The organism is Polynucleobacter rarus, assembly GCF_003072505.1.
In the GTDB taxonomy this organism is placed as follows: domain Bacteria; phylum Pseudomonadota; class Gammaproteobacteria; order Burkholderiales; family Burkholderiaceae; genus Polynucleobacter; species Polynucleobacter rarus.
Genome location: NZ_NTGB01000001.1, coordinates 2,884,126 through 2,898,509 on the forward strand (window position 1 = coordinate 2,884,126; position 14,384 = coordinate 2,898,509).

General features: G+C 40.9%; 13 protein-coding genes and 1 other RNA gene. 12 read left to right on the top strand and 2 right to left on the bottom strand.

Features of this window, described 5'->3' with window-relative positions; translation table 11 throughout:
- The first annotated feature begins 2 nt into the window (after positions 1 to 2).
- From AOC35_RS14165 to rnpB, 7 genes are all read left to right on the top strand, one after another.
- Positions 3 to 1,430 carry a high affinity choline transporter 1 gene (locus AOC35_RS14165; protein WP_108648220.1) on the top strand — a complete coding sequence of 476 codons (1,428 nt, stop codon included), beginning with the start codon at positions 3 to 5 and terminating at the stop codon, positions 1,428 to 1,430.
- Positions 1,431 to 1,491: 61 nt separating this feature from the next.
- On the top strand, positions 1,492 to 2,115 hold the full coding sequence (locus AOC35_RS14170; RefSeq protein ID WP_108648222.1) for a DUF502 domain-containing protein: 624 nt from the start codon (positions 1,492 to 1,494) through the stop codon (positions 2,113 to 2,115).
- Between the two features lie 29 nt (positions 2,116 to 2,144).
- Positions 2,145 to 3,947 carry an aspartate--tRNA ligase gene (aspS, locus tag AOC35_RS14175; protein ID WP_108648224.1) on the top strand — a complete coding sequence of 601 codons (1,803 nt, stop codon included), beginning with the start codon at positions 2,145 to 2,147 and terminating at the stop codon, positions 3,945 to 3,947.
- Between the two features lie 45 nt (positions 3,948 to 3,992).
- Positions 3,993 to 5,822, top strand: coding sequence for an ABCB family ABC transporter ATP-binding protein/permease (locus tag AOC35_RS14180; protein WP_108648226.1), 1,830 nt, complete (start codon positions 3,993 to 3,995; stop codon positions 5,820 to 5,822).
- 4 nt (positions 5,823 to 5,826) lie between these two features.
- The gene (locus tag AOC35_RS14185) at positions 5,827 to 7,164 is read left to right on the top strand and encodes a glycerate kinase type-2 family protein (protein WP_245898526.1); all 1,338 of its coding nucleotides are present in this window, start codon (positions 5,827 to 5,829) and stop codon (positions 7,162 to 7,164) included.
- Between the two features lie 4 nt (positions 7,165 to 7,168).
- A complete protein-coding gene (pyrC, locus tag AOC35_RS14190; protein WP_108648230.1) occupies positions 7,169 to 8,233 on the top strand; it encodes a dihydroorotase in 1,065 nt (354 codons plus the stop codon).
- Between the two features lie 11 nt (positions 8,234 to 8,244).
- An RNA gene (gene rnpB / locus AOC35_RS14195) (RNase P RNA component class A) lies at positions 8,245 to 8,547 on the top strand.
- Positions 8,548 to 8,577: 30 nt separating this feature from the next.
- Here rnpB and AOC35_RS14200 read toward each other — a convergent pair.
- Positions 8,578 to 9,000 carry an OsmC family protein gene (locus AOC35_RS14200; protein ID WP_108648232.1) on the bottom strand — a complete coding sequence of 141 codons (423 nt, stop codon included), beginning with the start codon at positions 8,998 to 9,000 and terminating at the stop codon, positions 8,578 to 8,580.
- Between the two features lie 326 nt (positions 9,001 to 9,326).
- Here AOC35_RS14200 and rplM point away from each other — a divergent pair, with 326 nt between their 5' ends.
- The 4 genes from rplM (at position 9,327) to erpA (ending at position 11,868) form a co-directional block, all read left to right on the top strand.
- Positions 9,327 to 9,755, top strand: a complete 429-nt coding sequence (gene rplM / locus AOC35_RS14205; RefSeq protein ID WP_084282941.1) for a 50S ribosomal protein L13 — start codon at positions 9,327 to 9,329, stop codon at positions 9,753 to 9,755.
- Positions 9,756 to 9,764: 9 nt separating this feature from the next.
- Positions 9,765 to 10,157, top strand: a complete 393-nt coding sequence (gene rpsI, locus AOC35_RS14210) for a 30S ribosomal protein S9 (RefSeq protein ID WP_108648234.1) — start codon at positions 9,765 to 9,767, stop codon at positions 10,155 to 10,157.
- A gap of 204 nt (positions 10,158 to 10,361) precedes the next feature.
- Positions 10,362 to 11,420 carry an N-acetyl-gamma-glutamyl-phosphate reductase gene (gene argC, locus AOC35_RS14215; protein WP_108648236.1) on the top strand — a complete coding sequence of 353 codons (1,059 nt, stop codon included), beginning with the start codon at positions 10,362 to 10,364 and terminating at the stop codon, positions 11,418 to 11,420.
- Positions 11,421 to 11,496: 76 nt separating this feature from the next.
- On the top strand, positions 11,497 to 11,868 hold the full coding sequence (erpA, locus tag AOC35_RS14220) for an iron-sulfur cluster insertion protein ErpA (RefSeq protein WP_108648239.1): 372 nt from the start codon (positions 11,497 to 11,499) through the stop codon (positions 11,866 to 11,868).
- A gap of 21 nt (positions 11,869 to 11,889) precedes the next feature.
- Here erpA and AOC35_RS14225 read toward each other — a convergent pair whose 3' ends face one another.
- A complete protein-coding gene (locus AOC35_RS14225; protein WP_108648241.1) occupies positions 11,890 to 13,035 on the bottom strand; it encodes an anhydro-N-acetylmuramic acid kinase in 1,146 nt (381 codons plus the stop codon).
- An 80-nt stretch (positions 13,036 to 13,115) separates the two neighbouring features.
- Here AOC35_RS14225 and tyrS point away from each other — a divergent pair, with 80 nt between their 5' ends.
- Positions 13,116 to 14,384 (top strand): tyrosine--tRNA ligase, encoded by a 1,269-nt coding sequence (tyrS, locus tag AOC35_RS14230; protein WP_108648243.1) that lies wholly within the window; start codon positions 13,116 to 13,118, stop codon positions 14,382 to 14,384.

Here is a 14,384-nt window from a genome sequence, read left to right on the forward strand (position 1 = left end):
TCATGCTTTTTTGGTATGTAATTGCATATTGGGTAGTCTCAGTTGCCATTGGGTTAATTGCTTCTTTAAAAGTCAAGAATGCGACTGACTTTGCTGCTGCAGGTCATAGTTTGCCGATGTATGTAGTCACCGCCACAGTTTTTGCGACATGGTTTGGTGCTGAAGCAGTACTTGGTGCCCCAGCCACTTTTCTTAACGGTGGATTGGCTGCAGTAGTTGCTGATCCCTTTGGTTCATCTCTTTGCCTAATCTTAGTTGGCCTCTTCTTTGCCAAACCACTTTATCAAAAAAAGTTTCTGACCATCGGTGATTTTTATCGAGAAAAGTATGGCAGAACAGTCGAAATATTAATTACTTTGTGTATTGCAGCCTCCTATTTAGGTTGGGTCTCTGCTCAAATTATGGCCTTAGGCCTTGTATTTCATGTGGCTTCTGAAGGGGCAATTAGCCAAAATACTGGGATGTTAATAGGTTCAGGAAGTGTTTTAATTTATACGCTTTTTGGCGGGATGTGGGCTGTTGCAATTACTGATTTTTTACAAATGATTATTGTTGTTATCGGACTGTTTTTTATTGGTCATGAAATTACCCTTCAAACTGGTGGCGTAATGCCTGTCATCGAACATGCAAATCAGGCTGGTCTTTTTAACTTTTTCCCCGAGGCAAATGCAACAGCGATTATTGGATTTGTTTCTGCACTGTGCACAATGATGTTGGGTTCAATTCCACAGCAGGACGTTTTTCAGAGGGTGACGTCGTCCAAAACTTCACAGATTGCTCAAAATGCAGCAATCCTTGGTGGTATTTTATATTTCTGTTTTGCATTTCTTCCCATGTTCTTGGCCTACTCAGCCACCATGATTGATCCTGAATTAGTTAAAACCAATATGGAAACAGATTCACAATTGGTTTTGCCGCAATTAATTTTGAAACATACGCCACTATTTGCTCAAGTAATGTTTTTTGGTGCTTTACTCTCGGCATTAAAGAGTTGTGCCAGTGCGACGCTACTGGCTCCTTCTGTTTCGATTTCAGAGAATATTATTAAAGGAAGCTTTAAACATTTAAATCCTCGTCAAATGCTGTTAGTAATGAGAATAACCGTGTTAGTTTTTACTGTATTGGTCACCATTTTGGCAATGCACTCTGATTTATCTATTTTTAAAATGGTAGAAAGTGCCTACAAAGTTACTCTCGTCAGCGCTTTTATTCCTTTAGTTTTTGGAATTTATTGGAAAAAAGCCAATTCAATCGGTGGACTTTTGTCTGTTTTACTAGGTTTTAGCACTTGGATATTGTCAGAAATTGCCTTCTCGGAGGCGATGGTACCCCCACAATTGGTTGGTTTACTCTTTAGTTTGTTTGGCATGGTCGCTGGTAGCCTTTTGATCTCTTCTGATTTAATTCGTAAGACAGAACCACTCTCTTAGATTTTCCTAATCTTCCATCATGAACTCAAAAGATGGATAATAGAGGATTAAGGTAAAAAACATGAAAAAATACTTCATCGCTGGAATACTCGTTTGGGCTCCGCTGGCTATTACTATTTGGGTAATAACCTGGGCACTTGGTATTTTGGACGGCGTTTTTGGCTCCGTAATGCAGGCAATCATTACAGTCATGCCAACAAGTTCGACCGTACCATTGGTCAATTTTAGGAATATTCCTGGGGTTGGAATTCTGATTGTCATTTTTAGTATGATGCTGACTGGGATGATTGCAATTACCTTCGCTGGTCGTTGGTGGTTAAAAATTTGGGAACGTATTCTTAACAAAATTCCAATTGTTCGATCGATTTACTCCAGTGTGAAACAGGTTTCAGACACATTACTTTCTAGTAGTGGGGAAGCTTTTAAGAAAGCAGTGCTGATTCGTTATCCCCATCAAGATTCTTGGGCCTTAGCATTTCAGACCGGTACTCCTATGCGAGAAGTAGCTGAAAAGTTGGGAACTCCCCATATTCATGTTTTTCTTCCGACAACACCTAACCCTACTTCTGGGTTTTTTATGATTGTGCCAAAGGATAGTGTTATCGAGCTTTCAATCTCGGTCGAAGATGCCTTGAAGCATATTGTCTCAATGGGCACCGTGCCTCCAGCGGGTCAAGAACTTTAATTATTCAATTTTTATCAAAAGGTTTGTGTATGTCAATTCGTAGTCACTCAGCAGGATTAGTTACAGAAAAAGAAATTGGCGAAGAGGTCAGTGTTGCAGGTTGGGTAAATAGAAGAAGAGATCATGGTGGAGTCATTTTCATCGATCTTAGAGATAGCCATGGTTTTGTTCAAGTGGTATGTGACCCTGACAAAGAAGAAGTTTTTAAAAATGCCGAAGGCGTTAGAAATGAATTTTGTATCCAAGTAAAAGGTCTAGTGAGAGCACGTCCTGAAGGAACACAAAATGCAGAATTAACTACCGGAAAGATTGAAATTCTTTGCAAAGAGTTAAATGTTTTAAATGCTTCAGTAACCCCTCCATTTTTATTAGATGACGATAATTTATCCGAAACAACCCGCCTGACCCATCGCGTTTTAGATTTACGCCGCCCACAGATGCAAAAGAATTTGCGCCTACGCTATAACGTAGCGATGGAATGTAGAAAATATTTAGATAACTCTGGTTTTATCGATATCGAAACACCGATGTTAACCAAAAGTACCCCAGAAGGTGCCCGTGATTATTTAGTGCCATCTCGCGTACATGATGGTCAATTTTTTGCCTTACCCCAATCTCCGCAGTTGTTTAAACAATTATTAATGGTGGCTGGTTTCGAGCGTTATTACCAAATTGTTAAATGTTTCCGCGATGAAGATTTAAGAGCAGATCGCCAGCCTGAATTTACGCAAATCGACTGTGAAACTTCCTTTATGGATGAGTTAGAAATTCGTGATTTGTTTGAAAATATGATCCGTCATATTTTTAAGACAGTCATGGATGTTGAACTCGCCAATCCATTTCCAGTTATGCCCTATTCTGAGGCAATGGCAGTCTACGGTTCAGATAAACCTGACTTACGAGTGAATTTGAAATTCACGGAGTTAACCGACGTCATGAAAGATGTAGACTTCAAGGTTTTCTCTGGCCCAGCTAATTCTGATAACGGTCGAGTGGTTGGTTTACGTATTCCTTCAGGTGCTGAAATTTCCAGAAGTGAAATTGATGAATATACAAAATTTGTCAGTATTTACGGTGCCAAGGGATTAGCTTGGATTAAAGTGAATCAAATTGCAGAAGGTCGCAACGGCTTACAATCACCGATTGTCAAAAATCTGCACGATGAAGCTTTAAAAGCGATTTTAGAAAGAACTGGCGCACAGGATGGCGATATCATTTTCTTTGGTGCAGATACCATCAAAGTAGTTAATGATTCGATGGGTGCACTCCGCGTGAAGATTGGTCACTCCGATTGGAGTAGTCAAAAAGGCCTTTTCACAAAAGCCTGGCAACCATTATGGGTAGTTGATTTCCCAATGTTTGAATACGACGATGAAAACGCTCGTTGGGTTGCATGTCACCATCCATTTACTAGTCCAAAAGACGAGCATTTAAGTATTTTGGATTCTGATCCAAGCAGTTGTTTAGCTAAGGCTTACGATATGGTTCTCAATGGTTGGGAAATCGGTGGCGGGTCAGTCCGTATTCATAAAGAATCTGTACAAAGTGAAGTATTCCGTGCCTTAAAAATTGGCCCTAAGGAAGCCCAAGCAAAATTTGGTTTCCTATTGGATGCATTGAAATATGGAGCTCCTCCTCATGGTGGTATAGCATTTGGTCTTGATCGTATTGTGACGATGATGACGGGTGCCGACTCCATTCGTGACGTGATTGCATTCCCTAAAACACAAAGAGCGCAATGCCTGTTGACGCAAGCACCGAGTTTTGTGGATGAGAAGCAACTCAGAGAATTACATATTCGTTTACGAAATACAACTCAAACCACTTTATAAATCAATATCCCACTCTAGTAGTGGGATTTTTTTGGAAATATATCTATGCGTCCTTCCGCAGATAGAGGATCACCTGTCCCACCATCACAACCATTAGATGATGGCAAGACAATTAAAACGCTACTTCCCTACGTCTTAAAGTATCCCTTAAGAGTCACTTTAGCAATGAGTTGTTTGATACTCGCAAAAGTATCTAATATTGGTATTCCTGTAGTTCTCAAGCATCTGATCGATAATTTATCTTTTGCTCCAAACGATCCGAAACGCTATTTGATTTTTCCATTGAGTTTAATTCTGGCATATGGACTATTGAGACTTTCAAGCTCAGTCTTTACAGAACTTCGAGAATTTTTATTCGCCAAGGTCACACAAAACGCTATCCGTCAGATAGCGATTGAAGTGTTCCAACATTTACATGCTATGTCCTTGAGGTTCCATCTAGGTAGACAAACCGGTGGAGTAAGTCGGGATATTGATCGTGGTTCGCGAGGGATTCAGTCGCTGATTTCTTACTCGCTCTACAGCATCGTTCCTACTTGTATAGAATTTTTAATCGTTTTAGTCTACCTGGGCTGGAATTATGATTGGGTCTTTGCTGGGATTACTTTTATTGCCATTGCTTTTTATATCCTTTTTACTGTAAAAGTTACCGAATGGAGAAGTAAATATCGTCGCAAAATGAATGAGATGGATACCAGCGCCAATCAAAAAGCGATTGATTCATTATTAAACTTTGAGACAGTTAAATATTTTGGTAATGAATCCTTTGAAACGAAACGTTACGATACATTCTTAGTGAGTTATCAGGCTGCTGCAATCAAATCGCAAAAGTCTTTAGCTGTTTTAAATGTTGGTCAACAATGTATTATTGTGGTGGGTTTAATTGCCATTTTATGGCGGGCGGTTGCGGGTGTAGAGGCGGGTAAACTCACCTTAGGTGATCTGGTTTTGATCAATACCTTGATGATTCAGTTATATATTCCCTTAAACTTTTTAGGTGTGATTTACAGGGAGATTAAGCAGGCGTTAATCGACATGGGCAACATGTTCGGAATCTTATCAAAAAATAAGGAAGTACAAGATATTCCTAATGCAGGAACTTTAAAATTATTGAACCCTAAAATTGGTCCGACCATTGTTTTTGATAATGTTTATTTTGCATACGAGTCAAATCGCGCCATCTTAAAAGGCGTCTCCTTTGAAATAAAGGCTGGCAGCACAACCGCAGTTGTGGGACATAGCGGTGCTGGGAAAAGTACTTTATCCCGATTACTCTTTAGATTTTACGACATTCAATCTGGTGTTATTACTATAGATGGCCAAGACATTAGTAAATATCAGCAAAGTAGTTTAAGAATGTTGATAGGAATAGTACCTCAAGACACCGTACTATTTAACGACACGATTGGCTATAACATTTCTTATGGCAAACCAGGTGCAAGTCAGGAGGAGATTGAGACTGCAGCTCGTACAGCGCATATTCACGATTTTATTATGAGCCTGCCTGACGGTTATAAGACAGCAGTTGGTGAACGCGGATTAAAACTTTCTGGTGGTGAAAAGCAACGTGTTGCGATTGCTCGGACTTTATTAAAAAATCCCGCCCTCGTTATTTTTGATGAGGCTACCTCTGCCTTAGATTCAAAAACTGAAAATGCAATTCAGTTAGAAATTGATCGATTAACAGTAAATCGAACCTCCCTAGTGATTGCCCATCGACTATCAACAGTGATTAATGCAGAGCAAATTTTAGTGATGGATGATGGCAAAATTGTTGAAAGAGGCACTCACGAAGAATTAATCGGGTTGCAAGGAAAGTATGCTGAAATTTGGCAACTCCAACAAAAAGAAGCAAGGGATGAGGAAGTCAGTTAAATCAATGAGCCAAGTTAGCGTAAAACAAATACTTTTTGGAGCTTATCAAGCTGCCTTGAATGTGGCAGATCCTCAAATTGCCCTTCCTAAAGCCTTAGAAAAAGCATTTCCAGATGGACTCCAGGGTAAATGTTTGGTGATTGGCGCCGGGAAGGCAAGTGCTTCAATGGCGGATGCTTTTGAAAAACACGCCTTATCTTATTGGCCACAACTGGAAGTTAGTGGGGTGGTAGTGACTAGATATCAACATGATCTTTCCGACCCATTGCCGAATAGAAAGATTTCTGTTCTTCAAGCAGCACACCCCGTCCCGGATCAAGCTTGTGTAGATGCATCTAAAGAAATCTTAAAACGTATTGAAAAGCTAAAGGCGAGTGATCATCTGATTGTATTAATTTCAGGGGGAGGGTCTAGTCTTCTGACATTACCGGTCGATGGAATCGAACTGCAAGAAATGCAAAATCTGACACAGGTATTGCTCAAAAGTGGAGCGCCAATTGAGCAAATGAACGTAGTCAGAAAACACTTGTCTCAAATACAAGGTGGCAATTTGGCGCGTTTAGCCGTCTCTAAGGGGGTTAAAGTCCATGCCTTTATTATTTCAGATGTGATTGGGGATGAACCTGCTGATATTGCTAGCGGCCCCTGTGCAGTTGATCCTTCAACGTATCAAGATGCGATTCATATTTTGCAGACATATCAATTGGATGAATCCAAAATTAGTCCAAAAATACTCAAGCATTTAAGAGCGGGTGCATTGGGTAATGTACCTGAAACACTAAAAGAAACCGATCTAGAAGTGACCCAGATTGAGAATAATGTGTATGCAACAGCGATGCAAAGTCTTGCTAACGCTGCAAAATATTGTGATAGTTTTGGTATTCAAACAATTGTGTTGGGCGACCGGATTAGTGGCGAGTCCAAAGAGCAAGCATTCATTCAGTTAAAGCAAATCAAAGAATTACAAAAAAGCAACCCGAATCAAACTATTGCACTCATTTCGGGTGGCGAGACAACCGTAACAATTCCTCCCAATGTAAATGGGCGCGGTGGTCGCTGCGCAGAGTTTTTACTTGCTCTTCTTGACGCCAGTCAAGGGATAGAAAACTTATCTGCCTTGGCTGCAGATACGGATGGTATTGATGGTAGTGAAGATAATGCAGGCGCTTATTTTGATCAAGATGTAATCAAAAAAGCTAAAGAACTAGGCTTAGATACCCAATATTATTTAAAAGCTCATGACTCTTATGGGTTCTTTGCGCAGGCAAAAGGCCTAGTTATGACAGGGCCGACTCTTACGAACGTAAATGACTTTAGAATACTTTTAATTAATCCCAAATAAAAAAATGACTTCTACTACTAAATTAACAATTACCCAGCCCGATGATTGGCACCTACATCTGCGTGACGGCGTTGTACTAAAAGATGTTTTAGGCCACACAAGTAGACAATTTGGTCGTGCCATCGTCATGCCCAATTTACGTCCGCCAATTACGACAGTTGAATTAGCTCTGCAATATCAAGCGCGAATATTACAAGCAATAAAGGAGTTGCCTGAGAATAGTCAATCCTTTGTGCCGCTAATGACGCTCTATTTAACAGATAACACGAAGGCCTCTGAAATTGCTAAAGCGAAAGAGGCTGGGATTGTGGCACTGAAACTGTATCCAGCGGGCGCGACTACCAATAGTGATGCTGGTGTAACAAATTTAGCAAAATGTGATGAGGTTTTAGATGCAATGGCGCAGCATAACCTTCCATTGTTGGTTCATGGTGAGGTCACGAGTGCAGAGATCGATTTATTTGATCGGGAGGCAATTTTTATTGAAGAGGTTCTGCATCCATTAAGAATGCGCCATCCCCAATTAAGAGTGGTATTTGAGCACATTACGACTTCGCAAGCTGTTGACTACGTCAATACAACGGATACTGCTAATTTAGGTGAAATTGCTGCGACCATCACAGCCCATCATTTGCTTTATAACCGAAATGCTATTTTCCTTGGTGGGATTCGCCCTCATTTTTATTGCTTGCCAGTATTAAAAAGGGAACAACATCGCCTGGCTTTACTCAACGCGGCGACAAGTGATTCGAAGCGCTTTTTCTTAGGCACCGACAGCGCACCGCATTCTAAGCATTTAAAAGAAAATGAATGTGGCTGTGCGGGATGTTTTACAGCACCTCAAGCGGTGGAGTTTTATGCTCAAGCTTTTGATTCTGTTGGTAAATTACAACAACTTGAAGCTTTTGCATCCTTTAGGGGACCAGATTTTTACGGACTTCCTAGAAACACGAAGCAAATTACGCTTGAAAAAACTTCACAAACAATCCCCTCAACTTACCAATTTGGTGAGGAAGAAATAGTGCCGCTCAATGCAGGAAAGTCACTCGATTGGACATTTCTAGGTTAGACTAGCGGTGCAGAGTTGGTTAGGCAACCGCCGCTTGAAAGAGGGGAGGAAAGTCCGGACTCCATAGGGAAGGGTGATGGCTAACGGCCATCCATGGTGACATGAGGAATAGGGCCACAGAGACGAGCGTATTTAGTTACGGTGAAACGCGGTAACCTCCACTCGGAGCAATCTCAAATAGGCAGGCATTGAGGCGTCCCGCTGAGCCTGCGGGTAGAGAGCTTGAACCCATTGGTAACAATGGGTCTAGAGGAATGATTGCCCCCGGACGAAAGTTCGGTCGACAGAATCCGGCTTATCGACCAACTCTGCCACTTTCAATCAGCCCTTATATCTATTGGACTTTAAGCTTCTTTTACTTCAATACTATGGGTGATCGAGGCAGTCTTACCCAGCATAATCGTTGCTGAGCAATATTTTTCATGAGATAAATCTACTGCCTTTTGTACGCGATTCAAATCTAGATTTTTACCTGTAACCACAAAGGTCATGTGAATATTTGTAAAAACTTTTGGATCTTCTTCGGCGCGAGTTGCATTGAGTTTAACTTCACAACCACGAATATCTTGCCGAGCTTTTTTTAAAATCATTACTACATCAAAAGCCGTACAACCTCCTGCACCTGCTAATAAAAGTTCCATCGGTCTTGGCGCTAAGTTTCTGCCACCCGCTTCTGGGGCGCCGTCCATATTAACTAAATGACCACTACCAACCTCAGCAGAAAAACTCATACCATCAATGCCGAGCCAATTTACCTTACACTCCATAGCGCACTTTCAAAAAAAATGAATAAAAGGCTTTACCTAGTAAATACCCTAATATATAATTACCCTATTGCACGAATTAATTTAAATATGTTTAAATTAATTCAATTTTACTGCTACAGATGTCTCCTCCACCCAAACAAAGGTGGAATTCATAGCCCAGAGTTTACCTCTGGGCTTTTTTTTGCTATAATCATTGATTCTCTACTTCAGTCCTAGAGAAAATGCGTTACCTAATGAGTTTTAAGATGAGAGCGTGCAAATATAAGCAAGGCCGATTCGAAAAATAATTTAGGCATTATTGGACTTACAATTTAAAGAAAGTAATCATGAAAACTTTTTCAGCTAAATCCCACGAGGTGAAGCATGAATGGTTCGTGATTGACGCAACAGACAAAGTTCTCGGTCGTGTCGCCAGTGAAGTGGCACACCGTCTGCGCGGCAAGCATAAACCCGAATTCACTCCTCACGTTGACACAGGCGATTACATCGTCGTAATCAATGCTGCCAAATTGCGCGTTACAGGTAACAAAGGTTTGCAAAAAACCTATTACCGCCACAGTGGATACCCAGGCGGTATTTACGAAACGAATTTTGACAAGATGCAAGCTAAATTTCCAGGACGTGTTTTGGAAAAAGCTGTCAAAGGCATGTTGCCAAAGGGCCCTCTCGGCTACGCTATGATTAAGAAATTAAAAGTCTATGGCGATGATAACCATCCACACGCGGCTCAACAGCCAAGCGTGCTTGAAATTTAAGGAGCGGTCATGATTGGAAATTGGAATTATGGAACCGGCCGCCGCAAAAGTTCAGTTGCCCGTGTTTTTATTAAATCTGGTAAAGGCGAAATCGTTGTAAACGGTAAGCCAATTGATGAATATTTTTCTCGTGAAACTTCACGAATGATTGCTCGTCAACCTTTGATTTTAACGAATCACGCTGAAACTTTTGATATTAAAGTTAACGTTTCTGGTGGTGGTGAAACTGGCCAAGCTGGTGCAGTTCGTCACGGTGTTACACGTGCTTTAATTGACTATGACAACACACTCAAGCCAAGTTTATCGAAGGCTGGATTTGTGACACGTGATGCACGTGAAGTTGAACGTAAAAAAGTTGGTTTACGCGGTGCTCGCCGTCGTAAACAGTTCAGTAAGCGTTAATTTTTATACGAAGATATGTCTTGCAAAGGCAAGGCTAAAAATTAGAGTATTAAAACAATGCGTATTGAGTAAGTCAAAAAACCGTATAAGTTACATAGCTTATGCGGTTTTTTTACTCTCTTCTTTTTCTTGATGGTAATGTGAACAATCGGTCACTATTGCTTGTTAGAATAAGAAAAAAATAACATCTATCCAAGGAATATCATGATCAAGGTCGGTATCGTAGGTGGCACAGGTTATACAGGAGTTGAGTTACTTCGGATGTTGGCGCAGCATCCTGAAGTAGAGTTATCGGCAATTACGTCTAGAAAAGAAGCTGGAATGCCAGTTTCTGAAATGTATTCATCATTAAGAGGTCGAGTCAATATTGCTTTTAGCACACCTGAGGATGCCAAACTTGATCAATGCGACGCCGTATTTTTTGCAACACCTCATGGAGTTGCCATGGCACAGGCAAAAGAATTGTTAGCCGCAGGAGTCAGAATCATTGATTTAGCCGCTGACTTTAGATTAAAAGATACAGCAGAGTTCGAAAAATGGTACGGGATGCCGCATCAGTGCCCAGATATTCTTGCAGAAGCTGTATATGGACTTGCTGAAATCAATCGGGAAAAAATTAAAACTGCTCGTGTAATCGGTCTTGCTGGATGTTACCCAACTTCAGTACAACTGGGTTTTGCTCCTTTAATTAGTCCAAAACTCACTGGTGGTAAAAAGTTAATTGATACTAACTACCTCATCTCTGATTCAAAATCAGGAGTATCAGGTGCAGGAAGAAAAGCTGAAGTTGGAACGCTCCTAGCGGAAGCAAGTGATAACTTCAAAGCATATGGAGTGAAGGGTCATCGCCATTTACCAGAGATCGAGCAAGGTTTAAAAGCAATCGCCGGCCATGATGAGATTAAGCTGACCTTCGTCCCTCACTTAGTCCCAATGATTCGGGGTATTCATTCAACTCTGTATGCTCGAATCCTTCCAGATGGATTAGATGTTGATTTTCAAAAATTGTTTGAAGATTTTTATGCGAATGAGCCATTTGTTGATGTTATGCCAGCTGGCAGTTTGCCTGAAACACGTTCTGTAAGAGGCAGTAATCAACTTCGCATCGCGGTTCATCGTCCTGGCGGGGCAGATACTTTAGTCATTTTGGTGGTTGAAGATAACTTAGTAAAAGGAGCCTCCGGTCAAGGGATCCAATGCCTTAATTTGATGTTTGGATTTCCTGAGGACATGGGTTTACAACAAATTGCATTAATGCCTTAAAATATAGTTAAATAACCTTACTGTAAATAGGGCAATATAAGCCTAGAATAGAGAAATATTGATTGAGGAGTCACAAATGAGTACAGTTCAAAATGTTGTAGAAGTAATGGAAGAGCCACCAGTTCCAATTAATTTTACGGAAAGTGCTGCTGATAAAGTTGCCGATTTAATTGCTGAAGAAGGTAATCCAGCACTTAAACTTCGTGTTTTCGTTCAAGGTGGTGGATGTTCTGGCTTTCAATACGGCTTTACATTTGATGAAGACGTGAATGAAGACGACACTGAGTTCTCTAAAAAAGGCGTTACATTATTAGTTGATTCAATGAGTTTTCAGTATCTAGTTGGGGCTGAGATCGACTACAAAGAAGACATTAACGGATCACAGTTTGTTATTAAGAATCCTAACGCAACCACTACTTGCGGCTGTGGTTCTTCTTTCTCCGCTTAAAAAGTAGCTTATCTAATAGTTTTACTTGGGGTAAAAGGCACCTAGAATTTTAGGGCTCTTTGCTCCAGTAACACTAGTTAAATTCCCCGGCAAGCCTTTTACAAAACACCATGCTAACCATGCAAAGGCGAGCGACTCAACTGTTTGCGGGTCAATACCGTACTTCTGTGTTGTGCTGAGTTCTATGTTAGGAATTAGATCTTGGCAATGTATCTCAATTCTTTCCATCAGATAACGGTTTTGTACACCACCGCCACACGCTATCACCTCAGAACTACTTGGTAGGTAATGGTGCAACTGCCTGGCAACTGAAATAGCTGTTAGCTCTACTAAACTTGCCTGAATATCTGGTGCTAAAGGCATATTGTCATGCGGCAGATGTTTCATTAACCAATCTAGATGAAATAAATCACGTCCCGTGCTCTTGGGAATTGGCGCGGTAAAATACGGTTCGGAAAGCATCGACTCAAGAATATTGGGCAGGATTTGGCCTAACTTAGACCAGTCGCCATTTTCATCATAGGGCAACTGTAAGTTTTTATAGATCCAGTCATTTAAGAGCACATTTGCAGGACCTGTATCAAAACCTAAAACAGGTTTATTCGGTTCCAACAGTGTCAAGTTAGCAATACCACCCAAATTAAGAATGGCAATGGGTAAATCGCTACGAAACTGCGCCGCATGAAACGCTGGGACTAAAGGAGCACCTTGACCGCCCGCAGCAATATCTCTCGTACGAAAATCACTGATGACATTGATGCTAGTTAACTCAGCGAGCAAAGAAGAATTTAAACTTTGCCATGTGTAAGCTAACTGTAGAGTTTTTGAGGGTTGATGTCGAATGGTCTGCCCATGTGCACCAATTGCGGCTATTTGATCTGCTCTAATTCCTGTAAGCTCCAGTAGAGCCTGAATCGCGTGGGCATATTCAATTGCTAAGTCATTGGCGCTCAGCGCTTCCAAGTGAAGTTCATTAGTACTTGGACTTTGAAGTGTTAAAAACTGCTCTCGCATTTGCGCGCTATAAGGTCTACTCACATGCGAAATATATTGACACTGACCTTTGGAATCAATGGTGGATAAAACGCAATCTACACCATCTAAACTAGTGCCTGACATGATTCCAATGAAGTAGTTCGATAAGTTGGGAAGAATTGCGGAGAGCATTAACAGTTAAATAGGGATGGTTTGTCTAATAATGCGAAAATAGTAGTTATTGTGAAAATCTTTTTAAAGAAAAAGTAAGTATGACTAGTATAAATACATCTGAAATACCGGAAGCGAAAGTTTCTGCTCATTCTCAAAAATATCCGATAACACCAGAGGTTCAAGCTGCGTTTGAACAAACCAAACGGGGTTGTGAGGAATTATTGGTGGAGTCTGAATGGTTGGCTAAACTGGCAAAAAGTGCAGCAACAAAGACGCCTCTTCGAATTAAACTTGGATTGGATCCAACTGCGCCAGATATTCATTTAGGTCACACAGTTGTCTTAAATAAACTACGCCAATTACAAGATTTAGGTCACACGGTGATTTTCCTCATTGGTGATTTTACGAGTTTAATTGGTGATCCATCTGGTAGGAATTTGACTAGACCCCCTTTAACCAAAGAGGAAATAGCACTGAATGCGCAAACGTATTATCGTCAAGCAAGCTTAATTCTCGATCCTGAAAAAACAGAAATCAGATACAACTCCGAATGGTCGGAACCACTTGGCGCCTCTGGCATGATTCAACTTGCCTCAAAATATACAGTGGCAAGGATGCTGGAGCGAGATGATTTTACAAAACGATTTAAGTCTGGGGTCTCAATCTCAGTTCACGAATTTTTATACCCACTCATGCAGGGTTATGATTCAGTTGCATTAAGAAGCGACCTGGAACTTGGTGGCACGGATCAAAAATTTAACTTACTGGTTGGTCGCGAATTACAAAAAGAGTATGGTCAAGAACCCCAATGTATTTTGACGATGCCACTACTTGTTGGTCTTGATGGTGTGGATAAGATGAGTAAATCTAAGGGTAACTATATCGGTATCAGTGAAAATCCCGGCGATATGTTTGGCAAGCTACTCAGTATCTCTGATGAGTTAATGTGGAGTTACTTTACATTGCTCTCATTTAAATCAATGCAAGAAATCGAAGCCCTTAAAAATGAAGTGGCTGGGGGCCGAAATCCAAAAGACGCCAAAGTCATCCTAGCGCAGGAAATTGTTACAAGGTTCCATAGTCGTGCGGATGCAGATAAGGCGCTTGAAGATTTTAATCATCGCGCCAAGGGGGGCATCCCTGATGACATCCCTGAGCTGACATTAACCGGTGCACCGATTGGTTTAGCTCAGCTGATTAAGCAAGCAAACTTAGCACCCTCCACGACAGAAGCTTATCGAAATATTGATCAAGGTGGCGTAAAAATAGATGGTATTCAGGTGAGTGATCGCACACTCAAATTAGATCCTGGGACATTCATCTTACAAGTTGGTAAGCGTAAATTTGTGAAAATTCATTTAAGTTAA

What these genes read in the sequence shown, in the direction of transcription:
- erpA (WP_108648239.1), top strand. Translation starts at nt 11,497, where the DNA reads ATGAGTACAGTTCAAAATGTTGTAGAAGTAATGGAAGAGCCACCAGTT.
- rpsI (WP_108648234.1), top strand. Translation starts at nt 9,765, where the DNA reads ATGATTGGAAATTGGAATTATGGAACCGGCCGCCGCAAAAGTTCAGTT.
- AOC35_RS14225 (WP_108648241.1), bottom strand. Translation starts at nt 13,035, where the DNA reads ATGCTCTCCGCAATTCTTCCCAACTTATCGAACTACTTCATTGGAATC.
- AOC35_RS14185 (WP_245898526.1), top strand. Translation starts at nt 5,827, where the DNA reads ATGAGCCAAGTTAGCGTAAAACAAATACTTTTTGGAGCTTATCAAGCT.
- rplM (WP_084282941.1), top strand. Translation starts at nt 9,327, where the DNA reads ATGAAAACTTTTTCAGCTAAATCCCACGAGGTGAAGCATGAATGGTTC.
- aspS (WP_108648224.1), top strand. Translation starts at nt 2,145, where the DNA reads ATGTCAATTCGTAGTCACTCAGCAGGATTAGTTACAGAAAAAGAAATT.
- AOC35_RS14180 (WP_108648226.1), top strand. Translation starts at nt 3,993, where the DNA reads ATGCGTCCTTCCGCAGATAGAGGATCACCTGTCCCACCATCACAACCA.
- AOC35_RS14200 (WP_108648232.1), bottom strand. Translation starts at nt 9,000, where the DNA reads ATGGAGTGTAAGGTAAATTGGCTCGGCATTGATGGTATGAGTTTTTCT.
- AOC35_RS14170 (WP_108648222.1), top strand. Translation starts at nt 1,492, where the DNA reads ATGAAAAAATACTTCATCGCTGGAATACTCGTTTGGGCTCCGCTGGCT.
- pyrC (WP_108648230.1), top strand. Translation starts at nt 7,169, where the DNA reads ATGACTTCTACTACTAAATTAACAATTACCCAGCCCGATGATTGGCAC.
- AOC35_RS14165 (WP_108648220.1), top strand. Translation starts at nt 3, where the DNA reads ATGCTTTTTTGGTATGTAATTGCATATTGGGTAGTCTCAGTTGCCATT.
- argC (WP_108648236.1), top strand. Translation starts at nt 10,362, where the DNA reads ATGATCAAGGTCGGTATCGTAGGTGGCACAGGTTATACAGGAGTTGAG.
- tyrS (WP_108648243.1), top strand. Translation starts at nt 13,116, where the DNA reads ATGACTAGTATAAATACATCTGAAATACCGGAAGCGAAAGTTTCTGCT.